General features: G+C 69.7%; 13 protein-coding genes and 1 pseudogene. 13 read left to right on the top strand and 1 reads right to left on the bottom strand.

The annotated features are described in order from the left end of the window. Window positions 1-86 precede the first annotated feature (86 nt). The gene (locus ASG60_RS02715) at window positions 87-407 is read right to left on the bottom strand and encodes an XRE family transcriptional regulator (protein ID WP_244476554.1); all 321 of its coding nucleotides are present in this window, start codon (window positions 405-407) and stop codon (window positions 87-89) included. Window positions 408-691: 284 nt separating this feature from the next. Here ASG60_RS02715 and ASG60_RS02710 point away from each other — a divergent pair, with 284 nt between their 5' ends. From ASG60_RS02710 to ASG60_RS23840, 13 genes and pseudogenes are all read left to right on the top strand, one after another. Further along, the gene (locus tag ASG60_RS02710; RefSeq protein ID WP_056166130.1) at window positions 692-1,195 is read left to right on the top strand and encodes an META domain-containing protein; all 504 of its coding nucleotides are present in this window, start codon (window positions 692-694) and stop codon (window positions 1,193-1,195) included. A 131-nt stretch (window positions 1,196-1,326) separates the two neighbouring features. Continuing rightward, the gene (locus tag ASG60_RS22415) at window positions 1,327-1,500 is read left to right on the top strand and encodes a hypothetical protein (protein ID WP_156368832.1); all 174 of its coding nucleotides are present in this window, start codon (window positions 1,327-1,329) and stop codon (window positions 1,498-1,500) included. Window positions 1,501-1,535: 35 nt separating this feature from the next. Then, window positions 1,536-2,657 (top strand): glycosyltransferase, encoded by a 1,122-nt coding sequence (locus tag ASG60_RS02705; RefSeq protein WP_277996225.1) that lies wholly within the window; start codon window positions 1,536-1,538, stop codon window positions 2,655-2,657. Between the two features lie 166 nt (window positions 2,658-2,823). Then, entirely contained in the window at window positions 2,824-3,798 is a 975-nt protein-coding gene (gene cysK, locus ASG60_RS02700) for a cysteine synthase A (RefSeq protein ID WP_056166134.1), read from the top strand. Window positions 3,799-3,898: 100 nt separating this feature from the next. Then, complete coding sequence (locus tag ASG60_RS02695; protein WP_056384169.1) at window positions 3,899-5,164, top strand: DUF2254 domain-containing protein; 1,266 nt, start codon at window positions 3,899-3,901, stop codon at window positions 5,162-5,164. A 52-nt stretch (window positions 5,165-5,216) separates the two neighbouring features. Further along, window positions 5,217-5,555: a hypothetical protein gene (locus ASG60_RS02690; RefSeq protein WP_056166140.1), complete on the top strand. Its 339-nt coding sequence runs from the start codon at window positions 5,217-5,219 to the stop codon at window positions 5,553-5,555. Window positions 5,556-5,559: 4 nt separating this feature from the next. After that, window positions 5,560-5,808 carry a hypothetical protein gene (locus tag ASG60_RS02685; protein WP_056263240.1) on the top strand — a complete coding sequence of 83 codons (249 nt, stop codon included), beginning with the start codon at window positions 5,560-5,562 and terminating at the stop codon, window positions 5,806-5,808. Between the two features lie 138 nt (window positions 5,809-5,946). Then, window positions 5,947-10,482: a rhamnan synthesis F family protein gene (locus ASG60_RS02680; RefSeq protein ID WP_056384168.1), complete on the top strand. Its 4,536-nt coding sequence runs from the start codon at window positions 5,947-5,949 to the stop codon at window positions 10,480-10,482. Window positions 10,483-10,749: 267 nt separating this feature from the next. Continuing rightward, entirely contained in the window at window positions 10,750-11,637 is an 888-nt protein-coding gene (locus ASG60_RS02675) for an STAS domain-containing protein (RefSeq protein WP_056384167.1), read from the top strand. A 6-nt stretch (window positions 11,638-11,643) separates the two neighbouring features. After that, window positions 11,644-12,042, top strand: a complete 399-nt coding sequence (locus ASG60_RS02670) for an STAS domain-containing protein (RefSeq protein ID WP_056166151.1) — start codon at window positions 11,644-11,646, stop codon at window positions 12,040-12,042. Continuing rightward, the gene (locus ASG60_RS02665; protein WP_056166155.1) at window positions 12,023-12,427 is read left to right on the top strand and encodes an anti-sigma regulatory factor; all 405 of its coding nucleotides are present in this window, start codon (window positions 12,023-12,025) and stop codon (window positions 12,425-12,427) included. The genes ASG60_RS02670 and ASG60_RS02665 overlap by 20 nt, the downstream gene beginning before the upstream one ends. A gap of 2 nt (window positions 12,428-12,429) precedes the next feature. Continuing rightward, on the top strand, window positions 12,430-13,434 hold the full coding sequence (locus tag ASG60_RS02660; protein WP_056384166.1) for an ATP-binding SpoIIE family protein phosphatase: 1,005 nt from the start codon (window positions 12,430-12,432) through the stop codon (window positions 13,432-13,434). Beyond that, a pseudogene (locus ASG60_RS23840) lies at window positions 13,431-13,808 on the top strand (anti-sigma regulatory factor); the annotation flags it as partial. The gene ASG60_RS02660 and the pseudogene ASG60_RS23840, both read left to right, overlap by 4 nt. Window positions 13,809-13,905 lie beyond the last annotated feature (97 nt).

Genomic DNA, 13,905 nt, shown 5'->3' with positions numbered 1-13,905 from the left:
TTGGCAAGCCAACGCGAACCTGCTTGGCTTCTTGATCTGTTGCAGGTTTTCGACGCGAAACCGGTGACCACTTTTGCGAAACCTGCTTAGCGGTCGTTCTCGGTTGTGAGCGCACCGAGGCGGGTGCCCTCGTCGCCGCCTCGGTCGCTCAGGCGGACGCCGGCCGAGCCGTCCTCCGTGAACACGACGCCCGCCGCCATCAGGGCGCTGCGCAGGGCCTCGATCTGTCCCGAGGCGAGGTCGCTCCCGCCCGATTCGAAGGATTCGATGGTCTCCTCGCCGAACCCGACTTTCCCGGCGAGATCGCCCTGAGACCAGTCGAGCAGCGCACGGGCCGCGCGCGACTGCGCCGCGCTCATGGTGTTCGGGTTCATGCCGCTCGCTCCGCCCTCGTCCGATCCCGCCACCGTGCATCCCTCGTTCGCCGTCAGGCCGTCTCGCCTGACCCGACAACGGAGGATGAGCGCCTTCGTTCAACTCAAACCGCTGCGATGGTCCGTGGACGGCTGGAAATCACCCTTCACGGGGTCTTGACCATATTTGTGCTGGAATCTTATCCGATTGGCCCTGGCGCAGGCTCGCTCCGTCGACGGTCCCGCGCGCTCCGCCGCTGCGAATCGTCCCGCGTGAACGAGTGAATTTTCGTCCACCGACGCGACGCGTGCGCGCTTGAACTGAGAAAGGGCCGAGGATGAGAGCGATCCTGATCGCCGCGATGGCCGGTGCCATTGCGGCCAGCGCGGTGACCACCGCCACGCAGGTGCGGGCCCAGATGGGCGGCAACGTCACCGGCTTCGGCAAGGACGCGCGCGAGAAGCCTGAGAAGAAGCAGTATGTGCCCGCCGCCAAGGCGCAGGAGAAGATCTTCCCCCTCGACGCGACCTGGACGGCCGTGAGCCTCAACGGCAAGGCGTTCAGCGGCAACGACCGGCCGAGCTTCATCGTCGACAAGCAGTACCGTGCCCGCGGCTACGGCGGCTGCAACACCTTCGCGGCGACCGCCTTCCCGCTGAAGGAGCAGCACCTCGCCGTCGGCCCCCTCGCGCTGACGAAAAAGCCCTGCGACAAGGGCCTGGGCGCCAGCGAGCAGGATTTCTTCATCGCCCTGCGGACGGCGGCACAGTGGGACCTCGTCGGGTCGCAACTCGTGATCAAGAGTCAGAAAGGCGAGCTGCGCTTCGACCGCGCGCTCTGATCGACGCCGGTTCCTCTGTTCTCGTGGCGTTAAGCCTGCGTTGAGGACGATCCGGACTCTGCGGCTCGAGTTTACCCCGCGTTCAACGCCCCCGGCGCCTGCTGATCCCCATGGCAGGCACGGGGAATTCGATGGGAACGCGGCTGGAATGGACGACGGGAAGCCGCGGATTGCGGGCCGGTGCGCGTGAGGACACGCGCTACACCTTCCTGTCCGGGCCGCATCCCAGTGCCCTCGTCATCGCTTCCGCGAGCGGAGCCTTCGCCACCCTTGCCGTTCTGTGCGTCGCCCTCCTGCGGGCCTGATGCGGGGACGACCATGATGCCGGGCGCCTGATCCCTTGCGCCCCGCGTGTCACGTTATCTCCGGCCTGCGCACGGGCGGGGCCGAGACCATGCTGGTCGCCCTGTGCAAGGGCCTCTTGGCCCGGGGCATGCCGCAGCACGTGGTGAGCCTGACCGGCGACGGCCCCAACGCCGCCGCCCTGGAGCGCCTCGGTGTGACCGTCCATCGCCTCGCCCCGCGCGGGGCCGCCGGCTCCGCCGTCGCGCTGCTGCGCCTCGCGCGGCTGATCCGGTCCCTGCGTCCCGCGGTGGTGCAGGGCTGGCTCTATCACGGCGACCTGTTCGCCGCCGGCGCACACCGCCTCGCCGGGGCGCCGCGGGACGCGCTCCTCGCCTGGGGCCTGCGCAATTCCGACATCGACCATGCCCGCTACGGCCGCCTGCTTGCCATCGGCCGGCGCCTATCAGGCTGGCCCGGCCTCGTCGTGTCGAACAGCCAGGCGGGGGTGGATTTCCATCTGGCCGAAGGCTACCGCCCGCGCCGCCTCGCCGTCATTCCCAACGGCATCGACACCGTGCGCTTCCGGCCCGATCCCGCCGCACGGGCCGCCCTGCGCCGCGAACTCGGCTTGTCCGACGAGGCGGTGGTGGCGATTCACGCGGCCCGCCTCGATCCGATGAAGGACCACGCCACCCTCCTGGCCGCCGCGGCGTGCCGGCCGGAAGTCCACTTTCTCCTGGCCGGGGAGGGGACGCTCGGCCTCGACCTGCCGGCCAATGCCCGCGGCCTCGGCCGGCGCGACGACCTCTGGCGAATTCAGGCGGCGGGCGACATCGCCGTGTCGTCCTCGGCTTTCGGTGAGGGCTTCTCCAACGCCGTGGCCGAGGGCATGGCCGCCGGGCTGGTACCGATCGCCACTTCCGTCGGGGATGCCGGCGCGATCCTGGGTGGCCTCGGGTGCCTCGTGCCGCCGCGTGATCCGGCCGCCCTGGCGGAAGCCCTCCGGGCGATGGCGACCCTGCCTGCACCCGCCCGCCGGGCCGCAGGCCTCGCCGCGCGGGCGCGGATCGAGACGGCCTACGGGGTGGGCGCGATGGCGGAGCGCTTCCTCGCCGCCTGGATCGCAGCGGGCGCGGTGATCGGTGGAGGTGGTCCTCGAACGGGTGGCGGGGAATGAAATTCCAACTTTGTCGGAATGGGCAGCACAAAGATTCTAAGTCGCCCACGGAAGCCCGTTGACGGAGAAGATTTCCCTTTGCCCGCAGGCTGTTGGCGATTGCCTCGCCCCCGCCGACGCGATATCCCCCGGCGCGAGACCGAAACGCCCGCGACAGGAGATCACCATGGCCGAGTCCGTCCACGCCGCCACCCGCACGCCCGGCCACGGCCATATCTTCGGATCCATCACCGAAACCATCGGCAACACGCCCCTGGTGCGCCTCAACCGCATCACCAAGGAGCGCGGCATCGATGCCGAGATCCTGCTGAAGCTCGAGTTCTTCAACCCCATCGCCAGCGTCAAGGACCGCATCGGCGTCAACATGATCGACGCCCTGGAGGCGTCCGGCAAGCTCAAGCCCGGCGGCACCCTGGTCGAGCCGACCTCCGGCAACACCGGCATCGCGCTGGCGTTCGTGGCGGCGGCGCGCGGCTACCGCCTCATCCTCGTCATGCCCGAGACCATGTCCCTGGAGCGCCGCAAGATGCTGGCGTTCCTCGGTGCGGAGCTCGCCCTCACCCCCGGCCCGCAGGGCATGAAGGGCGCGATCGCGAAGGCCGAGGAGCTCATCAACGAGATCCCGGGCGCGATCATGCCGCAGCAATTCTCGAACCCGGCCAATCCGGAGATCCACCGCAAGACCACGGCCGAGGAGATCTGGAACGACACCCAGGGCCAGCTCGATGCCTTCGTGGCGGGTGTCGGCACCGGCGGCACCATCACGGGCGTCGGCTCGGTCCTCAAGCCCCGTCTGCCAGGCCTCAAGGTCGTGGCGGTGGAGCCGACGGATTCGCCGGTGATCTCCGGCGGCCAGCCCGGCCCCCACAAGATCCAGGGCATCGGCGCCGGCTTCATCCCGGACAACCTCGACCGCTCCGTCGTCGACGAGGTGATCACCGTCTCGAACCAGACCGCCTTCGATACGGCGCGGCTGCTCGCCAAGCTCGAAGGGATCCCCGGCGGCATTTCCACCGGCGGCAACGTCGCCGCGGCCCTCGAACTCGCCGCCCGCCCGGAATTCAAGGGCAAGCGCATCGTCACCGTCGCCTGCTCGTTTGCCGAGCGCTACATCTCCTCGGCCCTGTTCGAGGGCATCTGAGACCGCCCGTGGGACACGGCCTTTCCCGTGTCCCACCCGCCGGTTTCGGCGAAGCCGTGAGTCCAGGCCACCGACCCCCCGACCAGAACGGTGTGATCCCTTGGCCTCCACGGTGCTCTATCATCTTCGGCGCGGTGCCCGCCGACCGTGGGTGCGGGTCGCCCTGTTCAGCGTGGCGGGCGTGGGCGCGGCCCTCGCCTCGGCCCTGCTCGCCCCCCTGATCCCGCCCGATCTCGGGAACTCCATCGGCGCCAACGCCGTCGACCAGATCCTGTCGCTGCTCGCCACCAGCATGCTGCCGGTGGCGACGTTCTCCCTGGCCACCATGGTCCAGGCCTATGGCGGCGCCACCAATACCGCGACCCCGCGGGCCGTGACGTTGCTCATGGAGGACACCCGCGCCCAGACGGCGGTGGGCAGCTTCATCGGCGCGTTCGTCTACGGCGTCGTCGGTCTCATCGCCCTCAAGGCCCATATCTACGGCGAGCAGGGCCGCGTGATCCTGTTCGGCCTCACCCTCGTCGTCCTCGTACTGGTGGTGGTGACGCTGGTGCGCTGGATCGACACCCTGTCGCATCTCGGCCGCGTCGGGGAGACCATCGACGCCATCGAGGTTGCCGCGAGCGGCGCCATCCGGCGGCGGGCGGACGCGCCCTATCTCGGCGGCCTGCCCTGGTGTCCGGCGCCCGCAGGCGCGACCCGGATCGTGGCGGCGCGCGCGGGCTACGTCCAGCATGTCGACGCCGCCGGCCTTCAGGCCGCCGCCGAGGCGAAGGGCCTCGTTGTTCACGTCGCGGCTTTGCCGGGCCGTTTCGTTCATGCCGGACGCCTGCTGGCAGAGATCGCCGCCCCGACCCATGAACCCGTCGACGACGCGACGCAGGCGCGTCTCGTCGCTGCTTTCGTCATAGGGGCACGCCGCACCTTCGACGACGATCCCCGCTTCGGCGTCATCGTCCTCACGGAGGTGGCCTCCCGGGGCCTGTCGAGCGCCATCAACGATCCCGGCACCGTCGTGGACGTGCTCGGGGCCCTGGTGCGCGTGCTCGCCCTTTGGAGCGAGCGAAGGGCCATGGCCCCGGCCGCGCCCCTCCATCCACGCCTGCGCGTGCCCGGCATCACCACGGACGAGTTGTTCGAGGACGCGTTCGCCCCCATCGCCCGCGATGGGGCCGGTACGGTGACGGTCGGCCTGCGCCTGCAGAAGGCGCTGTCCGCCCTGTACGCGGTGGGTGACGCGGAGTTCGCCCGCGCGGCGCGGCATCACGCCGACCTCGCCCTCGTGCGGGCGGAAGCGGTTCTGTCCATCCCGGCCGATCTGGCGGTCCTGCGGGCGGCCCGCGACGATCTCGGTCGTCCGGATTGAAGCAACCGGGCGCCCCCAGGCGCCGTTGTTCCCGTAACCACGGAGGACACCCATGACCGACGAGCCACGCGAGCGCCCCTCGCTGAAGGATTTCGACGCTTACGCCGATCGCAACGGCCAGGATCTCGGCCAGGACGACGCCCGCGACATCGGCCTTCCCTCCCGGACGCAGGCGGACTTGAGGGGCGATCCGTCCGGCGAGGCGGAGACCGCGCGTATCGCCTCGGGCACGCCCGGCTCCGATGCCACCGACGAGACCGAGGCCGAGACGCCCCCGGAGAATCTGCGCCGCCTCGGCGATGCCGCGCAGAAGTCCGGTGGCCCCGAGGGTGCCGCCGCCGAGGCCATCGATCGGGCGACCGCCCCGGTCGGCACCGACGCGAAGGCCTAGAATCATGGTGGAGAAGTCCAATCCCACCGACGCCGCCACCCGCAAGCCCGACGACGACGTCGGCACCCCCGGCGAGCCGGCCGTAGGCGGTGGCGGTCACACCGCCGATCAATCCGCCATCACCGACCAGACCCCCGGCGGCCTCGCGGACGGGCAACGCAAGGATGACTGGGACCAGGGGGGTGCCCCGGGCCGCAATCCGACCCCTGTCGGCGGATCCTCGGACGGACAATCCGACCGCAGGCGCTCCTGAACCACACGGGTTCCCGCCGAGCATCGAGCGTGTCCGCCTGTGGTGGGCCCGTTCGATGGGCCGGCGTGGACCCGACTCGCCGGATATGCCAAACGAGCGCCCGGGCGAAACTCATTCGCACGGCTCGAGCAGGACTTCATGCGGCGCTTCTCCAGGACGATCGCGGATTTCTCCAAGTCCCGTGCGGCGCGACCTTCGCCCAAGACGATCCGTCTCTTCGACAAGCTCTTGGATCGGACGTTCTACCTCGCCGACAATCCGGACGTCGCGGCGCAGGGCACCGATCCCATGCGCCACTTCATCGAGCACGGCGAGGCCGAGGGGCGAAGCCTTCATCCGCTGTTCGATCCGGTCTGGTACCGGGAGACCAACCCGACGGCCGGTTCGCTTCCCCTGCGGCACTTCCTGTCCGGCCAGGGGGGCGATCCGCATCCGCTCTTCGACGGCCGGTGGTACCGCCAGACCTATCCGGACGTGGTCGGCTCGAACCTCGATGCCTTCCTCCACTACATCGCGCACGGTGCCCGCGAGGGCCGCGATCCGCATCCGCTGTTCGATACCGCCTGGTATGTCGCACGCCATCCCGAGGCCCGCCGCGCGCCCCTCGTCCATTACCTCTCCGGGCAGGGGACCTGGCCGCATCCGCTGTTCGACGACGTCTGGTACCGACAGACGCATGCGAAGTCCCTCGCCAGCGGTCTGAACCCCCTTGTCCAGTACGTCGCCGGGGGATGGCGCGAGCACAATCCGAACCCGTTCTTCCACCTCTACTGGTATTCCGATCAGGTGCCCGAACTGGCCGGGCGTGCGAGCAATCCGCTGATCCACTATGTGCGGACCGGTGAAGCCGCCGGCCTCCAGCCGCATCCGCTGTTCGATCCCGAGTGGTACCGCGCGCAATGCGCCGGAGCCGCCCTGCCCGGCGAGCCCCTGGCCTCGCCCCTGGCCGATTTTCTCCACCGGGGTGGTCCCGCCGGCTTGAGTTCGCACCGGCTCATCGATCCGGCCTGGTATTATTCGGTCAATTCCGACGTGGCGGAACAGAACGTTCCGGCGGCGCGCCACTACCTCGCCTATGGCTGGGTCGAGGGCCGCAATCCGCATCCGCTGTTCGACATCCATTACTATCGGCGCACGAACCAGGACGTCGCCGATGCCGGCCTGGAGCCCCTGACGCACTACGTCGCCAATGGATTTCGCGAGGGCCGCAGCCCGCATCCGCTGTTCGATACCCGCTTCTACGGGCGGCACAGCCCCGACGTAATCGAGGCCGGACGCGATCCCCTGACCCATTACCTCACCTACGGCGCCGCCGAGGGACGCGACCCGAACGGGTTTTTCGATTCCCTCTGGTACATGCGCCAGCACGAGAGCCGGCTCGAGAACGGCAGCCTCAACCCTCTGATCCACTACCTCTCGGCCGGCGCCCGCGAGAACCGCGATCCCGGCCCGCTCTTCGACCGCGAATTCTACCTCGCGCATAACCAGGACGTCCTGCACGCCGGCATCGATCCGCTGCTGCACTACATGACCGGTGGTCATGTCGAAGGCCGTCAGACCCGGCCGCCCGACCGCTGGAGCGAGATCTGCTCGGTCACGGACATTCCGAGCGAGATCCGTCGCGACCCGCCGCCCCTGGCCGACCGCGATGTCTGCTTCTTCGTGACCTACACCCCCGACGGACGGGTCCACGACCACACCCTGACGTATCTCTCCGCCCTCAAGGCCGAGGGGCTGACGGTGGTGGTGATCGTGGCGACGGACGGCCTGTCGCGCGCCCTGCCGCCGGACCTCGACGCCATGGACGGTCTGCTCGTCCGGATCAATCACGGCTGGGATTTCGCCGCCTGGGCGGCAGCCATCGCGACCTTCCCCGATGTGTGGAAGGCCCGCTCCCTCATCCTGACCAACGACAGCATCTACGGGCCGGTCGATCGCGGCGATTTCGCCCGGGTGATCGCCCGCGTGCGCACCAGCGAGGCCGATCTCGTCGGCCTCACCGACAGCTACCAGGCCCGCCCGCACCTGATGAGCTACTTCATCGGGCTCACCCGCACCGGCCTCGCCGCGCCCGGCATCCGGCGCCACTGGGCGAACGTGAAGAGCATCCGCGACAAGCTCGAGGTCATCAAGGCCTACGAGATGACGCCGCTGGCCCATTGGGACGAGGAAGAGGTCGCCGTCGAAATCCTGTTCCCGACGGACGACGACGAGGACCTTCCCGTCAACCCGACCCTCGTGCGCTGGCGCGAACTCCTCGCGCGCGGCTTTCCGTTCCTGAAGGTCCAGCTCCTGCGGGACACCCTCGAACAGGCCGACCCCACGGGTTGGGAAACCACCCTCGACGGCAACCCGACCCTGCGCGGAGCCATCGAGCGGCACCTCGCCGTCGTCGCCCCGACGGCCATGATCCCCCCGAAGGGTGTCGCTGTCCCCGGACCGGATGTCGACGCCGGCAGCATCCTCGAGGACGAGCCCGAAGCGGTGGCCGCGCCCGAGGCGAAGCCCGGGCCGACCCTGCGCCCGGTGCCGGCGCCGCGCCGGCGCTTCAAGCGCAACGTCGCGGGCCAGACCTTCTACGGCGCCACGCAGAGCATGCGGCCGCGCGAGGCCACGGATCTCGCCCTCGAAGTCCCGTTCGCCTACGGCCCCGCGGCGGCGGGCGGCCCCGTGGCGGTGATCCTCCACGTCTTCTATCCGGAGATGATGCCCGAGCTGCTCGGACGGATCGCCAACATTCCGGTGCGGGCCGACCTCTACGTCTCGACGGACACCCCCGAGAAGCAAGCCGCCATCGAGGCATCGTCCGCCGCCTACGCGAATGGGTCCGTCGAGGTCCGGGTGTTCCCAAACATCGGCCGCGACATCGCCCCGACGCTCATCGGATTTCGCGACGTCTTCACGCGCTACGACACCTTCCTCCACATCCATTCGAAGAAGTCGCCCCACGATCCGCGCTTTGCCGAGTGGCGGGACTACCTCCTCGACAACCTGCTCGGCTCGCCCGAAGTCGTCGCCTCGGTCCTGCGCCTGCTGGCCGAGGGTGATGTCGGCGTAGTGTTCTCGCAGCATTTCGGCGAGGTGCGCCCCCTCCTGAACTGGGGTTACGATTTCGACTTGGCAAAGGACCTCCTGGCCAGGGCCGGCGTGACCCTGCGCAAGGACTACGTCCTCGATTTTCCGTCGAGCTCGTTCTTCTGGGGCCGCACCGCCGCCCTGAAGCCCCTCCTCGATATCGGGCTCGACTGGTCGGACTTCCCGGCGGAAGCCGGGCAGATCGACGGAACCCTGGCGCATGCCATCGAGCGCTCGCTCCTGTACTTCGCCGAGGCCGCCGGCTTCCGCTGGACCAAGGTGGCACGCGCCGGCACCGGCACGGACGAGACCCTGGTTCCCGTGCCCACGGAGGCCGACGTGGCGACGGGCCTGACCCGGGTCTATCGTCCCCTGCTCGGCAATCCCCTGCGGCCGAGCCAGCAGCGGCACCTGTTTCCCGACGTGACGCCCGTGGCGACCCGGTCCGATCCGAGCTCTCGCCCGCGCCTCAACCTCGTGCTGCCGACCCTGCACCCGAAGCACATCTTCGGAGGCATCACCACGGCCCTGCGCACCTTCGAGGGGCTGGCGGCCGCACTCGGCGACGGCTTCGACCGCCGGATCATCTGCGGCTACGTCCCCATCGACCTCGAAACCATGGCGGGCATGCCCGATTACCGCCTCGTCTCCCTCGGCTCGCCCTACGACGCGTTCCCGCGCACCGTCGTCGACGTCAACGATGTCGACAGCGGCGAATTGCCGATCCGGGCCGGCGACATCTTCATGCCCACCGCCTGGTGGACCGCCACCAGCAGTTATCTGTTCCAGGAAGCACAGGGCCGCTACCACGGCCGCGAACTGCCGGTGCTGTACCTGATCCAGGACCACGAGCCGGGCTTCTACGGCTGGTCGTCGAACTACTCGATGTCGCGGGCCACCTACGCCAACCCCGACAAGACCATCGCGCTCATCAATTCGGAAGAGCTGGCGAACTACATGCTGCGGCACTACGCACTGACCGATGCCAGCATCGTGCGCTACGCCGCCAATGCGAAGATCCGCGGCGCCTTGAGCGTGAAGAAGCGCGAGCGCATCATCCTCGTCTACGGGCGTCCCTCGACCCCGCGCAACTGCTTCGAGACCCTGTGCGCCGGCCTCTCGCTCTGGCAGCAGGCCGAACCGACGTTGGCGGCGAAATGGCGGATCGTCTCGGCGGGCGAGGATTACGATCCCGCACGGGCCGGCGGCGTCTACAACCTCGAGGTCTGCGGCAAGCTCTCCCTGGAGGATTACGCCGCCATCCTCAGCTGCGCCTCCGTCGGCGTATCCCTGATGGTGTCGCCGCATCCGAGCTATCCGCCCCTGGAGATGGCCCATGCGGGCCTGCGCACGATCACCAACGCGTATGAATGCAAGAATCTGAGTGAGCGCAGTCCCAATCTCACGTCCCTCGATTCGCTCACGCCCGACACCCTGGCGCAAGCGCTCACCGCCCTGACGCGGGAAGCCGAGGCGGAGATCGGCCGTGTCCGGCCGTTCTGCGAAATCGCTGCCCTGCCCTGCCCCCTGCCGGATTACGACCCGGCGGTCCTGGCAGAACGCCTGCAGGGTCTCGTCGGGGCGCCGGCGGAGGCGTGACGGCTTTCGGCTGACCGTCGAACCCCGGAAGATCGGGGGCCCCGCCCAGGGTGGCCCTGCGCAACGCAACGGTTCGTCGGCGCTCGCGATGCCTTCGAACCGGAGGCGAATGGCGGAGGCGCCGATCGCGGCAGCCTCGCGGCCGTTATCCGGGGACCGGGGAGGGGACCCCAGCCCGGATGGGAGGCCGCTTGGCAGCCCTGTCATTCTATGACCATGTGCGCGGGGTCGGGGGACGGGTCTCCCCGCACAGGGGAGGCGGCTTGAATGGCGATCGACGGGATCCAGGTTCTGGTCCGGACCGTGACCGGCCATGAGGCCGCGATCCTCGAATCCTGGCTCGGTCTCCTGAAATCGGGCGGCTCTCTCCAGACCGGGCGCATCCGCGAGGTCGAACTCCAGGCCCAGGCCCGTACCGTGTTCGGGCAGTTGCGCGACGCCCTGGCGTCCGGAGAGGGCGATGGGCACGCGGCCCCCTACGAGACCCTTCGTGAGACCCTCGCGGACATCTCGCGCTCCCGGGCGATCCAGGGCTTCACGCCCACCGACACGGCCAATTTCGTGCTCTCCCTGAAGGAGCCGATCCTCACCGCCCTGGATGCGGCCAACGCCGGCGACATGGCATCCCTCGTCGCCGGCACGCGGGCGGCCAACCGGCTCCTCGACGGCCTCGGCCTCTACACCATGGAAGTGTTCCAGACCGGTCGCGAGGAGGTCATCGGCCGTCAGAGCCAGGAGATCGCCGAGCTCTCGACGCCCGTGGTCCAACTCTGGGACGGCATCCTCGCCCTGCCGCTCATCGGCACCCTCGACAGCGCCCGCACGGGCGTCGTCATGGAGAACCTGCTGCAGGCCATCGTCGACGAGGAGGCGGAGATCGCCATCATCGACATCACCGGCGTGCCCACCGTCGACACCCTGGTGGCCCAGCACCTCCTCAAGGCCATCGCGGCCGCCCGCCTCATGGGTGCCGACTGCATCATCTCGGGCATCCGCCCGCAGATCGCCCAGACCATGGTGCATCTCGGCGTCGAGCTGAACGTCGTCTCGAAGGCGACCCTCGCCGACGCCTTCGCCCTCGCACTCCGGCGCACCGGCCGCACCGTGGTGCGCCGCGCCGCGCCCGCGCCCGTCGCGGCCGACGACCGGCGCTGACGGTCCATGGACCGGATTCCGATCCTCAAGCTCGGTGGCGCCCTCATCGTCACCATCCAGGTCGACATGCACGACCGTCTCGCCATGGCCCTCGAGGAGGACCTGACGAGCCGGATCGCGGCCACGGGCGCGCGCGGCGTGCTCATCGAGATCTCGGCCCTCGAGATCGTCGATTCGTTCATCGGGCGCATGCTCGACAACATCGCCGCCATCTCCCGGGTGCTCGATGCCGAGACCGTGGTGGTGGGCATGCGTCCGGCCGTCGCCATCACCCTGGTCGAGCTCGGATTGACCCTGACGGGGATCAAGACGGCCCTGAACGTCGAGCGCGGCATGGCCCTGATCCAGGCCCGCCTCGACGAGGACGGCGACCTGGGGAACGCGCGTGCCTCCCGCGAAGATTGAACTCCTCCCCATCCGCTCCGGCGACGACGTGGTCCGGGTCCGTCAGGCGACGCGCGCCCGCGCCATCGAGATCGGCCTCAGCCTCGTCGATCAGACCAAGATCATCACCGCCGCGAGCGAGCTCGCCCGCAACACCCTCGATTACGGCGGCGGCGGCGAGGTTACCGTCGAAGTGGTGCAGGCGGGCGCGCGCCGGGGCGTGCGCCTGACCTTCGAGGACAGGGGGCCGGGCATTCCCGACATCGCCCGGGCGCTCACCGACCACTACACCACCGGCGGCGGCCTCGGCCTCGGCCTCGGTGGAGCCAAACGCCTGTCCAACGAGTTCCATATCGAATCGACGCCTGGCGTCGGCACCCGCGTGGTGATCGCGCGCTGGAAATGAGCATGATCTCCGTTGCCGTCACCGAGTCGAGCCAGGTGGCCGACGCGCGCCGCCGTGCCGTGGCCTGCGCGCACGACCTCGGCTTCGACGAGACGGCGAGCGGACGCGTGGCCATCGTCGTCACCGAACTCGCCACCAATCTCGTCAAGTACGGCAGCGCCGGCGAGATGCTGCTCGGCCCGTTCCAGGACGAGAGCGGGACCGGTGTCGAAGTCATCGCCCTCGACAAGGGGCCGGGCTTCGCCAACCTCGACGAGGCCCTGCGCGACGGGCATTCCACCGGTGGCAGCCCCGGCACGGGTCTCGGCGCCGTACGCCGCCAGTCGCAATCCTTCGACATCGCCGCTTGGCCGGGGCGGGGCACCGGCCTCGTCGCGCGAATCCAGGCGGATGCCCGTGCGACCCCTGCCCAGCCGTCCCACGGCGCCGTGGCCGTGCCCCTGCGCGGCGAGGAGGTGAACGGCGACGCCCTTTGCTTCCTCGGCGCGGGGGTGGGCGAGGAGCTGGGCTGGACCCTCCTCGTCGCCGATGGCCTCGGGCACGGGCCGCAGGCGGCACAGGCCTCCACGGAGGCGGTACGCCTGTTCCGCAAGAATCCCGAGGCCGCGCCGGGCGAAATCCTGACCATCGTCCATGCGGGCCTGCGCCACACGCGCGGCGGGGCGGTGACGATCGCCCGCTACGAGCCCAACCGGGGTGTGGTGACGGTCGCCGGCATCGGCAACGTCACCGGCGCGGTGGTGAGCGGCGCAACCGTCCGGCGCACGGTGTCGCTCGCCGGCACCGCCGGGCACGTCGCCCGCCGCATCCAGGAATTCGAGTATCCGTTCCAGGCCGACGACCTCTTCGTGCTGTGCTCGGACGGCCTCGTGACGGGCTGGTCCCTCGACGGCTATCCGGGGCTCAACGGCGCCCATCCGAGCCTCATCGCCGGCATCCTCTATCGCGATTTCGCGAGGGGGCGGGACGACGCCACCGTCGTGGTGGTCCGGGGCATCACGCCATGACGCTCGCCCTCGTCTCGATGCGGATCGAGGGCGAGGACGATGTGACGGCCGTACGTCAACGGGCCCGCCACCTCGCGGAGCATCTCGGCTTCGGCGTGCAGGATCAGACCCGCATCGCCACGGCCGTGTCGGAGATCGCCCGCAACGCCTACGGCTACGCGAAGGGTGGCCGGGTCGAGTTCCGCCTGGACCTCATCGGGGGAAGCCAGGCCTTCGTCATCCGCATCGCCGACCAGGGGCCGGGAATCGCCGATCCCGCCGCCATCCTGGAGGGGCGCTATCGGTCGCGTACCGGGCTCGGCCTCGGCCTGATGGGCGCGCGCCGCCTCATGGACCTGTTCGACCTCGAAACCGAACCGGGCCGGGGCACCCGCGTCACCCTGGGCAAACGCCTGCCGGCGGGCCTGCCCGCCCTGACCGCACCGCAGGCGGCGGCCATGGTCGACGCCGTCGCCCGGGCCCAGCCCGACG

It is taken from the genome of Methylobacterium sp. Leaf469, from assembly GCF_001424745.1.
GTDB lineage: Bacteria > Pseudomonadota > Alphaproteobacteria > Rhizobiales > Beijerinckiaceae > Methylobacterium.
The sequence above is the reverse complement of the archived record's forward strand: the minus strand, read 5'-3'. Positions and strand labels throughout refer to the sequence as shown.